This is a genomic window from Nonomuraea sp. NPDC049378, from assembly GCF_055586745.1.
Window position 1 is genome coordinate 86718 of sequence record NZ_JBVJHP010000026.1, and the last position, 15375, is coordinate 102092.

Annotated in this window: 17 protein-coding genes and 1 tRNA gene; 7 read left to right on the top strand and 11 right to left on the bottom strand. The window is 70.9% G+C overall.

Going from position 1 to position 15375, the window contains the following annotated elements:
* Nucleotides 1-68 precede the first annotated feature (68 nt).
* The 4 genes from ACZ6SA_RS41480 to ACZ6SA_RS41495 form a co-directional block, all read right to left on the bottom strand.
* Nucleotides 69-830: an ATP-binding cassette domain-containing protein gene (locus ACZ6SA_RS41480; protein WP_465834478.1), complete on the bottom strand. Its 762-nt coding sequence runs from the start codon at nucleotides 828-830 to the stop codon at nucleotides 69-71.
* A gap of 10 nt (nucleotides 831-840) precedes the next feature.
* Nucleotides 841-1923, bottom strand: coding sequence for an ABC transporter substrate-binding protein (locus tag ACZ6SA_RS41485; protein ID WP_347645218.1), 1083 nt, complete (start codon nucleotides 1921-1923; stop codon nucleotides 841-843).
* 147 nt (nucleotides 1924-2070) lie between these two features.
* Nucleotides 2071-3036 carry a sugar-binding transcriptional regulator gene (locus ACZ6SA_RS41490; RefSeq protein WP_347645217.1) on the bottom strand — a complete coding sequence of 322 codons (966 nt, stop codon included), beginning with the start codon at nucleotides 3034-3036 and terminating at the stop codon, nucleotides 2071-2073.
* Between the two features lie 105 nt (nucleotides 3037-3141).
* Nucleotides 3142-4131 (bottom strand): LacI family DNA-binding transcriptional regulator, encoded by a 990-nt coding sequence (locus tag ACZ6SA_RS41495; RefSeq protein WP_465834481.1) that lies wholly within the window; start codon nucleotides 4129-4131, stop codon nucleotides 3142-3144.
* Nucleotides 4132-4200: 69 nt separating this feature from the next.
* Between ACZ6SA_RS41495 and ACZ6SA_RS41500 the strand changes: the two genes are divergently transcribed.
* Nucleotides 4201-5361, top strand: coding sequence for a CynX/NimT family MFS transporter (locus tag ACZ6SA_RS41500; protein WP_347645215.1), 1161 nt, complete (start codon nucleotides 4201-4203; stop codon nucleotides 5359-5361).
* Nucleotides 5362-5376: 15 nt separating this feature from the next.
* The gene (locus tag ACZ6SA_RS41505) at nucleotides 5377-6078 is read left to right on the top strand and encodes a hypothetical protein (protein WP_443154747.1); all 702 of its coding nucleotides are present in this window, start codon (nucleotides 5377-5379) and stop codon (nucleotides 6076-6078) included.
* Here ACZ6SA_RS41505 and ACZ6SA_RS41510 read toward each other — a convergent pair.
* Nucleotides 6029-6580, bottom strand: a complete 552-nt coding sequence (locus tag ACZ6SA_RS41510) for a cysteine dioxygenase (RefSeq protein ID WP_347645212.1) — start codon at nucleotides 6578-6580, stop codon at nucleotides 6029-6031. The two genes, ACZ6SA_RS41505 and ACZ6SA_RS41510, sit on opposite strands and share 50 nt — an antisense overlap.
* Complete coding sequence (locus tag ACZ6SA_RS41515; RefSeq protein WP_465834484.1) at nucleotides 6577-7437, bottom strand: amidohydrolase family protein; 861 nt, start codon at nucleotides 7435-7437, stop codon at nucleotides 6577-6579. Before ACZ6SA_RS41515 ends, ACZ6SA_RS41510 begins: the two co-directional genes overlap by 4 nt.
* A 289-nt stretch (nucleotides 7438-7726) precedes the next feature.
* Here ACZ6SA_RS41515 and ACZ6SA_RS41520 point away from each other — a divergent pair, with 289 nt between their 5' ends.
* Complete coding sequence (locus ACZ6SA_RS41520) at nucleotides 7727-8734, top strand: LacI family DNA-binding transcriptional regulator (RefSeq protein ID WP_465834486.1); 1008 nt, start codon at nucleotides 7727-7729, stop codon at nucleotides 8732-8734.
* A 30-nt stretch (nucleotides 8735-8764) separates the two neighbouring features.
* On the opposite strand, the gene ACZ6SA_RS41525 is transcribed toward ACZ6SA_RS41520, so the two are convergent.
* Together ACZ6SA_RS41525 and ACZ6SA_RS41530 are read right to left on the bottom strand one after the other, a co-directional pair.
* On the bottom strand, nucleotides 8765-10093 hold the full coding sequence (locus ACZ6SA_RS41525; protein WP_465834488.1) for an aromatic amino acid ammonia-lyase: 1329 nt from the start codon (nucleotides 10091-10093) through the stop codon (nucleotides 8765-8767).
* Between the two features lie 7 nt (nucleotides 10094-10100).
* Complete coding sequence (locus ACZ6SA_RS41530; protein WP_347645206.1) at nucleotides 10101-10481, bottom strand: phage holin family protein; 381 nt, start codon at nucleotides 10479-10481, stop codon at nucleotides 10101-10103.
* A gap of 132 nt (nucleotides 10482-10613) precedes the next feature.
* Between ACZ6SA_RS41530 and ACZ6SA_RS41535 the strand changes: the two genes are divergently transcribed.
* Nucleotides 10614-10889: a hypothetical protein gene (locus tag ACZ6SA_RS41535; protein WP_132503624.1), complete on the top strand. Its 276-nt coding sequence runs from the start codon at nucleotides 10614-10616 to the stop codon at nucleotides 10887-10889.
* A gap of 28 nt (nucleotides 10890-10917) precedes the next feature.
* Here ACZ6SA_RS41535 and ACZ6SA_RS41540 read toward each other — a convergent pair whose 3' ends face one another.
* Together ACZ6SA_RS41540 and ACZ6SA_RS41545 are read right to left on the bottom strand one after the other, a co-directional pair.
* Complete coding sequence (locus tag ACZ6SA_RS41540; protein ID WP_465834490.1) at nucleotides 10918-11694, bottom strand: FAD:protein FMN transferase; 777 nt, start codon at nucleotides 11692-11694, stop codon at nucleotides 10918-10920.
* A gap of 50 nt (nucleotides 11695-11744) precedes the next feature.
* Nucleotides 11745-12446 (bottom strand): hypothetical protein, encoded by a 702-nt coding sequence (locus ACZ6SA_RS41545; RefSeq protein ID WP_465834492.1) that lies wholly within the window; start codon nucleotides 12444-12446, stop codon nucleotides 11745-11747.
* A gap of 120 nt (nucleotides 12447-12566) precedes the next feature.
* Here ACZ6SA_RS41545 and ACZ6SA_RS41550 point away from each other — a divergent pair, with 120 nt between their 5' ends.
* The 3 genes from ACZ6SA_RS41550 (at nucleotide 12567) to ACZ6SA_RS41560 (ending at nucleotide 14241) form a co-directional block, all read left to right on the top strand.
* The gene (locus ACZ6SA_RS41550; RefSeq protein ID WP_347645201.1) at nucleotides 12567-12959 is read left to right on the top strand and encodes an OsmC family protein; all 393 of its coding nucleotides are present in this window, start codon (nucleotides 12567-12569) and stop codon (nucleotides 12957-12959) included.
* 240 nt (nucleotides 12960-13199) lie between these two features.
* Complete coding sequence (locus tag ACZ6SA_RS41555; protein WP_465834495.1) at nucleotides 13200-14126, top strand: nucleoside hydrolase; 927 nt, start codon at nucleotides 13200-13202, stop codon at nucleotides 14124-14126.
* A gap of 41 nt (nucleotides 14127-14167) precedes the next feature.
* Nucleotides 14168-14241 (top strand) — tRNA-Lys (locus ACZ6SA_RS41560).
* Between the two features lie 74 nt (nucleotides 14242-14315).
* Here ACZ6SA_RS41560 and ACZ6SA_RS41565 read toward each other — a convergent pair.
* Nucleotides 14316-15266: a PaaI family thioesterase gene (locus ACZ6SA_RS41565; RefSeq protein ID WP_465834497.1), complete on the bottom strand. Its 951-nt coding sequence runs from the start codon at nucleotides 15264-15266 to the stop codon at nucleotides 14316-14318.
* Between the last annotated feature and the right edge of the window lie 109 nt (nucleotides 15267-15375).

Below are 15375 nucleotides of genomic sequence, written 5' to 3' on the forward strand. Positions count from 1 at the left end.
GGCGCTCCCTCGCGTGTTCATGGCCTCACTCCGTGAGGCGGGTTCGCTCGTCATGTGCCCTCGCCCCTTCACGACGACGCTCCCTTGTTGGTACGCCGGGACACCGCGTTGTCGGTGGCGCCGGTGATGGCGGCGATGATGTCCTCGGTGGTGACGTCGGCCACGCCGAAGACGCCGTTGTTGCGGCCGAGCCGCAACACCACCACGGTGTCGGCGACGGCTTTCACGTCCGCCATGTTGTGGCTGATCATGATGACGCCCAGGCCGTTCTCGCGCAGCCGCTCGACGAGGTTGAGCACCTCGGCCGTCTGCGCCACGCCGAGCGCGGCCGTGGGCTCGTCGAGGATGATCACCTTGGGGTCGCCGAGCAGCGACCTGGCGATGGCCACGGTCTGCCGCTGGCCGCCGGACAGGGCCGCGACCGGCACCCGCACGCTCGGGATCTTGGCGGAGAGCTGGCGCAGCAGCTCCCACGAGCGGGTCTCCATGGCCACGTCGTCCAGCCGCAGCGGGCGGACCTCCTGGCCGAGGAACAGGTTCTGGATCACGTTGAGGTTCTCGCAGAGCGCCAGGTCCTGGAAGACGGTGGCGATGCCGAGCTTGTGCGCGGCGGCCGGCGTGGGGATCTCGATGTCGCGGCCCTCGAAGGTGACCCTGCCGGAGTCGGGCGCGTGCACGCCGGCCAGGATCTTGACCAGGGTCGACTTGCCCGCGCCGTTGTCGCCGACGATCGCGACGACCTCGCCGGCGGCGACGTCGAGCTCGATGTCGGTGAGCGCGGCCACGGCGCCGAAGGTCTTGTTGATCCCGCGCAGCGACAGGACGGTCATCGGTGCTCTCCTACTTGATGCCGAGCTCGTCGCAGCCCTTGGCGTACGCGCCCGTGCAGATGTCGGCGGCCTTCATGATGCCGCTGTCGAAGAGCACTTCCTTGATGTTGTCCTTGGTGACCACCGTGGGGACGAACAGCTCGGACGGCGTGTCGTAGAGCGTGGTCTTGCCCGCGGGCTTCTCGCCCTGCATGAAGCCCCAGGCCACGTTCGCCGCGGCCTCGGCCACGATCTTGATGGGCTTGGAGATGGTGTTGTACTGGTCGCCCGCGATGACGCGCTGGGCGGCGGCGGGCTCGGCGTCGTTGCCGGTGACCGGCGGCACGTCCACGCCGGCCGCCTTGAACGCGGCGATGGCGCCGCCGCCGGTGCCGTCGTTGGCCGCGACCACGCCGGCGATCTGGCCCTTGAACTGCGTGATCTGGCCGCTCACCCAGGTCTGCGCCTTCTCGGGCTGCCAGTCCGGGGTGTCGTACTCGGCCAGGAGCTTGAACCCGCTCGGGTCGACGGCGCTGTGGATGCCCTTCTTGATCAGGCCGGCCGCGGCGTCCGTGGGGGAGCCGTTGACCTGGAGGATGCCGCCCTCGGCCTTCTCCTCCTTGAGGTGGTCGACCAGGGACTGGGCGATCATCGAGCCGATCTTCTCGTTGTCGAACGAGATGTAGTAGTCGGCCGGCGTGGCCGGGATCGGCCGGTCGTAGGCGATGATCGGCACCTGCTGCGACTGGGCCGACTTGACGATGGTGGCCGCGGCGGCGGAGTCGACCGGGTCGATCACGATCGCCTTGACGCCCTGGGCGAGCGCGGAGTTGGCCTGTTGCTGCTGCTTGGCCGCGTCGGAGTCGGCGTTCTGGTAGATGACCTGGCAGCTCGGGCAGAGCTGCTTCATCTTGGCCTCGAACAGCGGCTTGTCCTGCAGCTCGTAACGGGTGGAGGCGAGGTCGGGCATGAGGAAGGCGACCTTGGCGTTCTGGGTGTCGCCGCCGGCATCCCCGCCGGTCGAGCCGGAGTCTGAGCCGCACGCGGCCAGCACCGAGCTTGCGAGCACTGCCGCCACGGCGAACGCGCTGGTCCGCATCTGAGCTCTGTTCACGGGTTCGTTCCTCACTCGCTACGTCCTCGCGGACGGATCCAAACGCTCGCTGCCCCCGAGACATGGACATAGCCCCTCACAAGGGGTCACATCCTGTGGTGCGGCTCACGTTAGCGTGCGTTCAGAAACTTTGTCCAGCAAAGATGTTCAGAGCTGGCGTGCGGCGGCCACAATCCCCTCAGCCGTCGGCGCATCCGTGACGAGCTGGTTGAAGTAGCCGCCCCGGGCGCCGGCGATGATCGAGAGCACCTTCTCCGCGCCGACGGCGACGGCGATCGTGGCCGGGACGCGGCGCAGCTCCTCCAGTCGCGTGGCGACCAGGCGCTCGCTGCCCGGATAGGTCAGCGGGGTGCCCTCCCGGTCGTAGACGCGCATGCAGACGTCGCCCACGGCCTGGCGCAGGGCCTCGGCGTCGCGCGGCATGAAGGCGGGTGTCATCTGCCGCATGAGCGGCGCCGAGCCGACGCCCACGAGGGCGCACTTGGCGTGCGCCCACAGGTCCATCACCCGGCGTACGGACGGCTCGTGCTGGAGCGAGTAGAACAGCTCGGGGCCGGGCAGGGCGGGCGCGTAGAGGTAGGCGGGCACGCCGCCGACGCGTTCGGCCAGGATGCGGGTGGTCTCGTTGGTCTGGAACCAGGGCTGGGGCTCCTCCTGGCCGCCCACGGCGGGCGCGATCGTGACGCCCGGATAGTGCCCGAGCCCCTCGCGGGCGCACTCGTAGACCGTGGTGCCCGACGAGACGAGCACGACGTCGCCCGACTCCAGCCCCACCCCGGCCAGCGCGCGCGCCACGCCGGGGGCCAGCCACGGGCCCAGCGCGGGGCCGCTGACCTTGGGCACGATGAAGACCTGCCCCAGGCCGAGCGCCCGCGCCACCTCGGCGGCCAGCGGGCCGTCCTCCATCGAGGCGGGCCGGTGCACCTTGATCTCCACGATGCCCTGCTTGCGGGCCTCGGTGAGCAGCCGGCTGACGGTCGCCCTGCTGACGCCCAGCCGTTTGGCGATGTCGCCCTGGGTGGCGTCCTCCATGTAGTACTGCTGCGCCGCCGCGTACATCAGCTCATGGGGGAATCGGGTCTGCGCCTCGGGTGCGACGTCGGCGGCATTCATGCGCGCGCTCCTGAATGAGGTCTGTGAACACTTTTGCAGAACTGATGCGCCCATGACTATACCTACTGGGCCCGCGCGCGATCGTGGTGGCGGCCGTGGCAGGCCCTAGCGCGGAGGGGCGGGGCGCTCGCCGGAGCCTCGGGGGATGAGCCGGACCGGCAGTTCGATGTGCTCCGACGGGCCCACGTCGCCGCGCAGGCGGCGGAACAGCAGCTCGGCCGCCACCCGGCCCATCCACGACGGGTCCTGAGCCACCACCGTCACCCCGGGCTGCAGCAGGTCGGCCAGCTCGAAGTCGTCGAACCCGACCAGCGCCGGCCGCCGTCCCGCGAGGGCGCGCAGCACGGTCACGGTGTAGCGGCCGTTCCCGGCGAACACCGCCGTCGGCGGATCGTCCAGGGCCAGCATGCCGGCCAGGTCGGCGCGTACCGTCTCCAGCGACGGCGGTCGCATCGACACCAGCCGCTCGTCGTAGAGGCCGCCGAGGGCCGCGCGGTAACCCTGCAGGCGCTGCGCCGCCGTGAAGATGGCCGGGTCGTCGCCGAGGAAGGCGATCCGGACGTGGCCGTGGCCCAGGAGGTGGCGGACCGCCTGCCCGGCCCCGCTCACGTTGTCGGCGAGCACGGTGTCGACGTCGAGCCCCGCGCCCGGCGGCCGGTCGGCGAACACCACGGGCGTCCCGGCCTCCAGCTCGCTGCGCAGGTACGTGTGGTCCTCGCCGGCGGGCACCACGATCAGCCCGTCGACCCGGCGCGCGCAGAACGTCTCGACCAGCTCCCGCTCCCTGCCGGGCTGCTCGCCCGACGACCCGCTCAGCAGGAGGCAGCCGTGGTCGATGACGACCTCTTCCACGGCCCTGCTCAGGCCGGAGTAGAACGGGTCCGCGACGTCCTCGATGACCAGGCCGATCGTCGCGGTCCTGCCTCTGCGCAGCACCCTCGCGCTCTCGTTGCGGCTGTAGCCCAGCCGGTCGATGGCCGCCCGCACCCGCTCGGCCGTGGCGGGGTGCACGCCGGGCTCGCCGTTCACGACGCGCGAGACGGTCTTGAGCGCCACGCCTGCCGCCGAGGCGACGTCCTTCATCGTCGGTCTCACGCCAGGATCATGTCTCACCGAGGAGGGGTGCGACAACGTTGTCAACCGGTTATGCCAGAGTAGTCGCCTATGTCGTTGCGTTCTGTGGCGCTCGTCGCGGGATTCGTGCTGGCCGCGCTCAACCTCCGTCCTGCGATCGCGGGAATCTCGCCACTCCTCGACGAGATCATGGACGACGTCGGGCTCTCGCCGGCGGGTGGCGGCGCGATCACCACGGTCATGGTGGTCTGCCTGGGCGTTTTCGGGCTGGCGGTGCCGCTGCTCGCCCGGCGCATCGGTCTCGACCGCACGCTCTTCGCCGGCCTGCTCGTCATCGCGGCGGGCGTCGCGCTGCGCGGGCTCGACGGCGCGGCCCTGCTCTATCTCGGCTCGGCCCTGGCGGCCACCGCGATCGCCGTCATGAACGTCGCCATGCCCGGCGTCGTCAAGCAGCACTTCCCCTCCCGGATCAACCTCATGACCGGCGTCTACGTCTCCTCCGTCGTGGCGGGCGCGGCCACCGCCTCGGCGCTGGTGATCCCGCTCGAACACGTCACAGGGTACGGCTGGCGCGGCGTCTCGGCGCTGCTGGCGGTGCCCGCGCTGCTCGCGGCCCTGCTCTGGCTCCCGCAGGCGCGGCGGGGACGCGCCGGGGGACAGGACGGCCCCCGTCCGATCGGCATGGTGCTGCGCAGCCCTCTGACGTGGTACGTCACCGCCCTGATGGGGCTGCAGTCGCTGACCTTCTACGTCATGCTGGCCTGGCTGCCGACGATCTTCATCGAGGCCGGTGTGCCCCCCGACCAGGCCGGCTACCTGCTCAGCCTGACGAACCTGGTCCAGGTGGGCACCTCGCTCGCCGTTCCCGTGCTGGCCGGGCGGCGGAAGTCGCAGGCGCCGTACGCGGTGGCCGCGGGCGTGCTGACCGTGCTCGGGTACCTGGGGATGCTGCTGGCCCCGACGACCCTGCCGTGGGTGTGGATGATCGTGCTCGGAGTCGGCCAGGGCGCCTCGTTCGTGCTGGCGCTGCTGATCATCGCGTTGCGGCCGGCGAACCCGGCCGGGGTGACCGCGCTGTCGGCGGTGGCCCAGTCGGTCGGATACGGCGTCGCGGCGCTCGGACCGATGTTGTTCGGGCTGCTCAGGGAGGTGTCCGGCGGATGGTCGGTGCCGCTGATGGCCGGGATGGGCGCGCTCGTGGTGCAGATCGTGGCGGGGTGGCACGCCGGACGCCCTGCTACGTTGAGGTAAGGCTTACCTACGAGTGTGCGGGGGTTCGCGGTGCTGACCGAGGTGCTTCAGCGGGTCGCCGGCGCGCGTGGCGGGATCCTCGGCGTGGAGCCCGGCCTCGTCGTCGAGCCCGACGAGAGCTGGACGCCCGCCGCCGAGCTGGTGCGGGAGCCGTACACCCTGCTCGCCGAGCTGGCCGACGAGACGGCCGCGCGCTGGAACGCCCCGCGGCACGTCGGCGCGGCGCTGTTCTGGAAGACCTACGGCTACTGGCACACCCTGCCGATGGTGCTCGGGTGGGCGCTGGACGGAAAGGTGCCGCTCATGCGGCTGCCTGACACCTACTTCAAGGTGTCCCCCGCCGGGGTGACCCTCGCGGCCACGCGTGTGAGCTGGGGCTCGGGCGCGAGCGCGATCGGCGAGGCGCTGGCCGAGTCCCAGGCGCCGCTGGTCAGGGCCCTCGGCTCCCTGGCCAAGGTGGGCGAGCGCACGTTGTGGGGGTCCACCGCCGAGGCCGTCGCCCATCCGCTGACCTCGATCGTCGAGGGCGACTACATGCGGTTGCTGAAAGAGATCGGGCCGCCGGTCGACGGGCTGATCGAGCCCGCCGACGACGGCTATTTCCGCAGGACCTGCTGTCTGTGGATCACCCTGCCCGACGTGGAGCCCTGCGGAAGCTGCTGCGTGCTCAGGCCACAGAGCCGACCGCCGGCACGACCGGCTCGTCCAACGGCCTGAGCTCGTCGGCGTAGCTCACCGAGACGCGGCGCATGACGCCGCTCGACTCGATCGAGTACTGGCCGAGCCGCCACAGCGGCGGCGAGTAGGCGTGGATGGAGACGCTGTGGTCGACCGCGCCGGTGAGCCGGTGGATGTGGTCGGGCCCGAACGAGAACGACTGCCCCTCCGTCACCACGGTCTCCAGGTGCTCGCCGCCGATGCGCGGGTTGCACTCCAGCAGCGCTCCCCGCACCACGTGGACCGCCCCCGAGGAGATGTCGTGGTCGTGCCAGCCCGTGTCGTCCTCGGGACGCCAGCACAGCAGCCAGACGTCCACGTACGCGTCGCGGTAGAGCGAGGCGTAGTGCCGGCCGCCGCCGGCGGGGAAGTCGACCTGGTCGTGCCACTCCTCCGGGCGGGCGGCCAGGTCGTTCACCAGGTCGCGAAGCTCACGCCGGTCGAGAGTGCGCTCCGGGAGCCGGGCGCAGGTGCCCCCGTCCTGGATCTGGTCGGTGCTCACGTACGAGTCTCCTTTCTGCTGAGTAGGCGACGGGGGTTGACGACCCGGATGGCGTGCGCGGCCGCGGCGCCGAGTCCGGGGTCGGGTGCGGCGGCGTAGGGCGCGTCGGAGCCGTTGACGACGACGTCGATGCCGAGCTCGCGGACGATCGCGTCGATCGCGCGCGGGCCGTAGGAGGAGGTCTCCACGAAGAAGCCGGGGTCGATCAGGCCGCGCCCGCCGCCGCCCCTGGCGATGAGGCGCTCGGAGTGCAGCGGCGCCAGCCCGGCGAGGAGGGCGAAGCAGACGCGCAGCCTCGGGTGCCGGGGCCTGACGACGGCGTGGAAGTGGTGCCAGGCGGCGTGCATCTGCTGCACGTACGGCACCAGCGCGGGCCACCACGGCGGCGTGCCCGCGGAAGGGACGGCCGGCCCGGGGTGCACGAACAGCGGCAGGTCCAGCCCGGTCAGCACCTCCAGCAGCCGGTCGTCGGGCACGGCCGTCGCGGGCATCTGCAGCCCGGCGAAACCCCTGGCGAGGTCTTTGGCCAGCCGGTCGGGGTCGGCGTCGCTGTGGCAGGTGGCCGCCCACGCGCCGAAGGGCTCGCCCAGCGCCAGGGCGCCGTCGTGGTAGGCGTCGATCAGCGGCCAGGATTCCTCGGGCGGCAGGAACTCGATGCCGAGCGGGCTCGACAGCGACACCAGCGCCAGCTCGAGGCCGGTGGTGTCGCGGTGCTCGTGGTCGGCGGGGTCGACGTCGTAGGGCGGCTCGCCGTCGAGGAGCAGCGTCCAGCCGTCGAGGCGGGGCGGGGAGGTGCGGGCGCGCAGGGCGTCGACGAACGCGCGGGTCCACAGGTGCTGGTGCACGTCGATGCTCACGATCACTCCTTCCCCTATTTCCTACTCACAATACATGCAAAGCGCTTGTGCAGCGAAATCCGCAACGTGAAACGGTTCAGTGATACGGTTCAGTGAACCGCTTCACCAGACGCTTGTCAACAGCCGCAGGCGCCTGCCGCGGGCGGTCACGAGGATCCGGTCCCACCGCTCGACACGCGGCGCGTCAGGATGGATGCTGAAGAGCATGTCCGCACCGCCGAAAGACGGGAGCCGACATGCCCGCGTCCTGGAATCGGCTTCTGTCGGCGGCACCCAATAGGCTGGCTTAATGCCTCGAAAGAGAGCGACGATCCGCGAGGTGGCTCAGGCGACGGGCCTGTCCCCCGCGGCCGTCTCTTACGCGCTGCGCGGCCTACAGGTGTCCGAGGAGACGAAGGAGCGCGTGCGGGCCGCCGCGGCCGAGCTCGGTTACGAGGCCGATCCCATTGCCAGGGCGCTGGCCAGCGGCCGCACCGGCATGATCGGGCTGCTGTGCGGCTCGCTGGAAGATCTGTGGCAGCAGTCCCTGGCGGTCGGCATCAGCAGGGGGCTGCGCGAGAAGGATCGTTACGCGCTGATCCTCGACGCGTTCGGCGATCCCGCCAGGGAGCGGGCGCTGGCTCAGCAGCTGCGCGACCAGCGGGTCGACGGCATGATCGTGCAGCCGATCGACCCTGCGGCGGCGTTCTGGCCGGAGTTGTGCGAGTCGCTGCCGGTGATCGCGGTCGGCGACTCGATCGCGGGCACGGCCGGCGAGGTCATCTTCGACAACAGGCGCGGCGTGACCCTGGCTCTCGAGCACCTGCGCGCCCTCGGCCATCACCGCATCGCCGTGCTCACGCCCACCCGGGCCAGCACGCCCGACCGCCCCGCCGACGTGCACGTGATGGCCGAGGCCGAGCGGCTGGGCCTGGACATCCAGGTCGCCACCTCGCCCCACGGCCTGGCCGACGCGACGGCGGTGGCCCACGACATCCTGGCGGCGAAGGAGCCGAGCGCCGTCTTCTGCTTCGCCGACTCGATCGCCTACGGCGTCTACGCGGCCGCCCAGGAGCTCGGGCTGTCGATCCCGGGCGACGTCTCGGTCATGGGCTACGACAACCACCCCATGTCGGGCCTGCTCACGCCCGGCCTGACGACGGTCGACTGGGGCATCGACGGCATCGTGCGGGCCGCGGTCCGGCTCATGTCGGCGGCGGCCGACGGCGGCACCCGGCGGCGGCACGTCGTGCAGGCGCCCGCGCTAAGGGAGCGCGGCTCGGTCGCCCGCGTGCCCGGCCTCCGGCAGGGGCCGTAGGAGCCCGCGTGCCCGGCCGCTGACAGCGGCTCACTCCGGGTGTCCCGCCAGGGCGCGGCGCGACGCCTCCAGGTCGTCGGTGAGCGGCCGGTCCTGAGGCGGGGCCTGGCGGGCCCTGAGAGCCGCGGTGCGCTCGCAGGCCAGCACGAGCGCCAGGGGCTCCAGGCAGCGCAGGGCGAGGCGGGCGGCCTGGGTGGCGAAGCTCGCGTGCTCCTCCGTGCCGAGCGAGATCACCGCGGTGCCCGTCGTCACCGGCACCGCGAGGTGGCGCAGCACGGCCATGGCGTCCTGAGCCACATATTCCAGGATCAGGGCCCCGGATTCGCCGCGTTGCCGGGCGAGGAACGGCAGGCGGCCGGTGTAGGCCGGGTCCATGAGCGCGGCCAGGCGGGCGGTGCTGAGCTGGGCGGTCTGCACGATCGCCGCCCGCAGCGCGTCGAGGGCCAGCGCCACAGGGGCCGCGTGGGAGTTTCCGTTGTGCCAGGCCAGAGTGCCGGAGATGAGCGGGTTCTCGGTCGCCGCGTTGAGGTCGATCTCGATCGTGGCGGTGGTCCGGTCGAGCGCGTCCACGGCCGCGCCGTGCACCTGGGCGAAGGCCCGGAACCCGTACGGGTCCTGGATGCGGGTGGCCAGCCCCTGGCTGAGCAGGGCCCGCAGGCGGGCGGCGACGACGGCCTGCCCGGGATGGGGGCGGGCCTCCTGGACGGCGGCGGCCAGCGGCTCCGCGGAGGCGTCGACGGCGGTGAACGACATCGCGGCGACGTCGACCGCCGCTTCGAGGAGCAGGCGCAGGCGGTGGCAGGCGATGGCGGCGTCGGCGAGCGTGGCGGCACCCGAACTGATGAACGGCAGCGCGTCGCTCGACGCCAGCGGGAAGCGCGGCTCGTCGGCCGGCGCGGCGCCGTCGTGGCGCCAGGGAAGCTCGCCCAGCAGGCACAGGGCGGTGATGGACAGGGCCGTCAGGTCGCCGGTGCCGATGGCGCCGTACGTCCTGACGGGCGGGGTGAAACCGGCGTTGACGGCGTGCGCCAGCACCGGGAGCACGGCCGGATCGATGCCGGATCCGCCCGCGACGAACTGGTTGAGCCGGACGACGAGCATCGCCCTCGCGCGGGCGGGCGAGATCGGCGCGCCGGCGCCGCACGCGTGGCTGCGCAGCAGGTCGAGGCCGGGGGCTTCCACGGTGACGGCCTTGTTGGCGCCGACTCCGGTGCTCCGTCCGTAGACGGGGCCCCGCAGCCCTTGGGCGGTGGCCCACGCGGCCCGGGCCCGATCGAGGGAGGAGATCGTGACCCGGGCCCCGTCGTAGGCCGCCTCGTGCACCTGCGCGCACGTTAGGCCGGCACCGTCGAGCTCCATGGGGGACTCAGTCGTTGTCGGGGATGAACAGGCCGAGCAGCCAGCTCACCACGCTGATGATGATCGCGCCCCAGAACGCGGCCGGATAGAAGTCGTCGACGTGGAAGGGGATGTCGACCTGCTCGGCGATGAAGCCCGTCAACAGCAGCATGGCGGCGTTGATCACGAGCAGGAAGAGACCGAGCGTCAGCACGATGAGCGCGCAGCCCAGCGTCTTGACGATGGGCTTGACGATCGCGTTGATGATGCCGAAGATCAGCGCCACGATCACCAGGACGCCCCAGTATTGCGCCGTGTTCGTCTCGAGATCGATGCCGATTCCCGGGACGAGCTGGATGGCGACCCACAGGGCCGCCGCTGCCGCAAGGGTTCTGATGATGAATCTCACGCTGCTTGATCCTCCCACTTGGGAACGGCGCCGCGATAGAGGCATGAGCACGGCGATGCGCGGCGGTCACCGCCGGTGGTCGCCGGTTATGGCCCGTCCTGCTCGGGAAGGTGCGTGCAGGGGAGGTACGAGATGAACGCGAACGGGCTCGAGTCGTTGCCGGCCAACGAGTTGCACGATCGGGCGGTGCGTTATGCCGTACGCCATGGGGACCTGGGGTTTCTGTGGGACCTGTTGAAGGTGATCCCCGCCGCGGAGGCCGCCACCGGTCACCATGACGAGAGCGCCAACGACCTCAGCAGGGTCTCGGCGCTGCTCAGCGACGCCATCGCGTCGGGCGAGGGCGAGCTGGGGGAGGCGTTGCGCCCGATCTACCTGGAATATCTGCGCAAGCACCCCGACGCCTAGCCCGCTCGCGCCCCGCTCGCGCCCCGGATCAGCCCGCCAGCTGGGCCTGGCCGCCGCTGTACTGGGCGAAGCCGGGCGTGCTGACGTCCTGCCCGTCCCGCAGAATGATCATCGTCTCGTACGGCCCCGACTCCGCGAGCCGGGCGGCGAAGCGCCTGGCCAGGACGGGCCCCATGGCGTAGATGGCGGTGGCGTAGGCGTCCGCCATGCCGAGGTCGGGCCCGATCACCGTGACCGAGCCGAGCCCGCGCTGCACCTCGCCGGTGCGCGGGTTGACGACGGGCGCGCCGCCCGAGGTGGCGATGCCCAGGTCGTGGGCGAGGACGACCTTGCGGACCAGGTCCGTGTGCGGGTCCCGGATGCCGACCCGCCAGCGCTTGCCGGGGGAGGCCGAGCCGCGCAGCCTGATGTCTCCGCCCGCGTTGATGCGGTGGTCGCCGGCGCCCGCGTTGACCAGCGCGCGCGACAGGCGTTCGAGCGCCCACCCCTTGATGTAGCCGGACGGGTCGGTCACGCCGTTGATGCGGGCCTCGAACCAGCCGTCCGTGAGCCTGCTGAGCTCGTCGCAGCGGTGCAGGACCTCGATGACTTCGGGGATCTGCTCGATGGTCTGGCCGCGGTTGAGCCGGCCGATCTGGCTGTCTTCCTTGACCGGACTGAAGGTGTCATCCACCCACCTGAGCCAGGCGAACGCGTCGTCCAGCAGAGGGGTCGTCTCGCGTGCCGGGAGCGCCGTGCGGATGTCCACACTGACGGGCATGCCCATGACCATCTCGACACGGGCGGTTCCGGGGAAAGTCGTCACCTTGCCTCCTTGTCCGTCACCTACCGTCTCAGATGACGCGTAACGTCGGCCTAAACCCTGTGTCCGTTTTCGAAACGGATTTGTGATCTGGGGATGGCGAGGCGTGACAACGCGCCGCTGACGTACCGCTTGAACGGGCGCGGGCCGGCCACCACCACCTCGCGCTCGGCGATGTCGGGGATCTCGCGGCTCAGCCCGGAGGCGCTCAGGCGCTCCTTCACCCTCGGGTCGTGTTCCCGGCCGACGACGAGGACGAGACCGTACGTGGCCTCCAGGTCGCGCAGCTCGTCGGTGGCGCGCTCGGTGCGGTAGACGGCCACGGTGTCGGCGGCCCTCGCCAGGCGGGCGCGCAGGGAGCGCGGATCGACGCCGGTGGCGATCAGCAGGACCGGCCTGCTCTCCGGCGGGACGCGGTGGCTCAGGACCGCCATGACGGCCGCCAGCGCGTACAGGAGCAGGCAGGCCACGCGGCCGGGCTCCGTCGCCTGGGGCGCCGCGCCGACCTGGTACGCCACCAGCAGCCCTCCGGTCAGGTAGCCGCCGAGCCGCAGCCGCTGCCTGGCCTCCTCGGTGCGCAGGTGGCCGGCGGCCTTGACGCTGAGCAGGCCGATCCCGGCGAGCAGCGCCGCGGTGAGGTAGGAGGCGGGGCTCCACGGATGGCCGAGACCCGGTTGGATCGCGCCGAACTCGGCTACCGCGACACCACACCAGAAGAGGATGGGACCTTGGTTCGCATTCGCCTCGCTAGCCATGTCCATCACGGTGCTCAACGAAGATGAAAGGTTTCTGAGCGCAGCTGAGGAATCAGGTGAAGGGGGGCCGCGGGCACACCCCCGGACCCGCTGCTGCGCTCGGTGGCTAAGGTCGGGAACATGGCAAATGTGCGTGTGGAGCGGACTGATGACGGCGGATTCCGGGCCACGAACGCCCGCGGCGCCGAGGTGCGGATCGGCGGTGGCGACGAGGACGGCGTGTTCACTCCGGTCGAGCTGCTGCTGGCGGCGGTGGGCGGGTGCAACATCGTGACCGTCGAGCCGCTCACGGCCCAGCGGAACAAGCGGCTCGTCCGCCTGGAGATGACCGTGCAGGCGGAGAAGGTCGAGCAGAGCAAGCTGGGCCCGGTGACGGTCACCTATGACGTCGAGCTGCCGTCGGAGGACGCCCGCGCCGTTTTCGAGGCGGTGGCGCAGCGGGTGCACGAGAAGTACTGCACGGTGAGCAGGTCACTGCAGGAAGGTACGGAGGTTCGGTTGGAACTTCCGTAGGTGGGATTAAACAGATATTCGACCCCGTTATGACGCGACCGTTGCATTCGTCTCGGTACCGTTGTAGCAGGTCGAGAGGCCAATAGACCTTCACCGGAGCGGACGCGGAGGGGGACCGCGGTTCGCCAGTGCGGGACCGCCGGCGTTTTTGGGGGAAGACGCCGGCCTGGACCGCCACCGATCGGGCCGGGCAGCTTTGGGGGAACTGCCCGGCCCGATCTATGCGTATCCTCGCCTTCCGTGAAAAAAGTTCTCATCGACTGCGATCCCGGCATCGACGACGCGCTCGCCCTGGCACTGATCGCGGGGTCCCCGTCGGTGCGCCTGGCAGGCATCACCACGGTCGGCGGCAACGTCGATCTGGAGCTGACCACCGCCAACGCCCTGGCGCTCAGGGAGTTCCTGGAACTCGGCGACGTGCCCGTGACGCCGGGCAGCGCCGGAGCCCTGCTGCGGCGCACCGTACGCGCCTCCCACGTACACGGCGCCACCGGGCTCGGCGACGTGAGGCTGCCCCCGGCCGAGCGGGGAGCGTCGCCCGGGCACGCGGCCGACTTCATCGCTGAGACGCTGCGGGCCGCTCCCGGCGAGATCACCCTGGTGGCCGTCGGGCCGCTGACCAACCTCGCCCTCGCCGTACGCCGCGAGCCGCGCGTCGTCGAGTGGGCCCGCGATCTGGTCATCATGGGCGGCTCCTTCACGCGGGGCAACCACAACCCGGCGGCCGAGTTCAACATGCTGGCCGACCCCGAGGCGGCCGCGATCGTCTTCGACGCCGGATGGACGGTGACGATGATGGGTCTGGACGTGACGCTGTCGGCCGTGGTCAACACCGGCGTGCTCGACCGCATGCGCCCGCTCGGGCGGCTGGGCAGCGACCTGCTGGTGCCGGCGGCCCGGTTCTACGGCGAGGTCACGGCCGGCGGCGGCCCGGCCATCCACGACGCGTGCGCGGTGGCGTACGTGCTGGATCCGTCGTTGTTCACCTGCGTTCCCGCCGTGGTGAACGTGGAGACGGCCGGGATCCACACCCGGGGGATGACGGTGACGGACTTCAGGATCGGCGACCGGCAGGCGAACGCGCAGGTGGGAACGTCGCTGGACGTGAAGCGCTTCTGGGACCTGGTGCTGGGGGCGTACGAAGGGCTGGCGGCCAGGCTCGGATGATGTGCGGGTACCGTTCGGCGGCTGATACAGTTACACCTGTTGCGCCGCTAGCTCAGTTGGTCAGAGCAGCTGACTCTTAATCAGCGGGTCCGGGGTTCGAGTCCCTGGCGGCGCACCCGGTGGAAGCCCCAGGCCATGCTTTTGGTCTGGGGCTTCTCGGTTCTCGGCCTGTCTTACGCGAGGCGGAGATCAAGAGATGGCGTAGTCGCGCCGGAACACGGTCGTGACGTGGCAGCAGCGGCGCTCACCTTGATCCACCAAGACGCTCGCGAACAAGGAACGCCCGCTTGCTCGCAGGACCGACACCTGGGTAAGGATCTGGTCGTCCAGCCTTACCGCATCGATGAACTCGATCGTGCCCGTCACAAGCGAGTCGACCGGAAATTCACCTCGCCGCGCGGCCGCGAGCACGGCAGCGGTGAAGAGAGCGCCGCCCTGAACGTGACCGAGTCGGTTCGCCATGGGCTCGGTCGGCGTCAGCGCGATGTTCTCGCCGTTGGACGTGAGTTGCTGCTCGACGTGCGCCGTTCCCCACGCGCACCTCGGAGTCCGGGACGCGTGCTCGACGATCCGGTCGACCAGCGCCGCATCGGTGGTCCCCGGCGTCCACGACGTCAGATCATCTGCGGTGCCGCCCCCAGTGTCCGCCGCGTCGTCTCCTGGCAGGCAGTCCCAAGGCATGGCTCGCTCGGGACCGTCGTACGGCATCGCCGGAAGCGCGAAGACGCCCTGCGCGTCGCCGACGATCTCTCCGGCCGCGGTCTTGAGCTGGGAGCGTGCAGTTGCGGTGCGATCGAGTCGTCCCGTGCATTCGCTGTCGGCCGCTGCCACCTGCGCGGCTCGTCCCGGAGCGAGCTGGAGGGTCATCGAGATCGTCGGCATCGGCAGCGCTCGACCGACCTGGTTGCGGATGGCGCCACCCAACGCGAGGTCGGTCAGCATGGCGATCTCCAAGAGGCCCGGCCCGCCAGCCATCAGGGGCCGCTCCAGGTCGAAGGCGAGCGCGTAGGAGCCGTCCTGGGTCGGCACCCGATGGAGTCCCGCGAGGTGCCCCAACGGCGGCGCGCCGGTCTCCGCGCTCTCGGCAACGTCGCGGCGAACCGAGCGGAGAACATCGACATGACTCAGGCGTAGGGGCATGAGTCAACGTTGCAACCATCTGCCGCCCCAGCCCATGGAACATCGCACCACAACTCTTGCTCGATCATTAGGAATCGTCCAATGCGTCCACCGATCCCACCCTTCTAGC

Coding starts and splice junctions, on each gene's coding strand:
- ACZ6SA_RS41480 (WP_465834478.1), bottom strand. CDS start 830: ATGACCGTCCTGTCGCTGCGCGGGATCAACAAGACCTTCGGCGCCGTG.
- ACZ6SA_RS41490 (WP_347645217.1), bottom strand. CDS start 3,036: ATGAATGCCGCCGACGTCGCACCCGAGGCGCAGACCCGATTCCCCCAT.
- ACZ6SA_RS41500 (WP_347645215.1), top strand. CDS start 4,201: ATGTCGTTGCGTTCTGTGGCGCTCGTCGCGGGATTCGTGCTGGCCGCG.
- ACZ6SA_RS41520 (WP_465834486.1), top strand. CDS start 7,727: ATGCCTCGAAAGAGAGCGACGATCCGCGAGGTGGCTCAGGCGACGGGC.
- ACZ6SA_RS41525 (WP_465834488.1), bottom strand. CDS start 10,093: ATGGAGCTCGACGGTGCCGGCCTAACGTGCGCGCAGGTGCACGAGGCG.
- ACZ6SA_RS41535 (WP_132503624.1), top strand. CDS start 10,614: ATGAACGCGAACGGGCTCGAGTCGTTGCCGGCCAACGAGTTGCACGAT.
- ACZ6SA_RS41545 (WP_465834492.1), bottom strand. CDS start 12,446: ATGGCTAGCGAGGCGAATGCGAACCAAGGTCCCATCCTCTTCTGGTGT.
- ACZ6SA_RS41550 (WP_347645201.1), top strand. CDS start 12,567: ATGGCAAATGTGCGTGTGGAGCGGACTGATGACGGCGGATTCCGGGCC.
- ACZ6SA_RS41565 (WP_465834497.1), bottom strand. CDS start 15,266: ATGCCCCTACGCCTGAGTCATGTCGATGTTCTCCGCTCGGTTCGCCGC.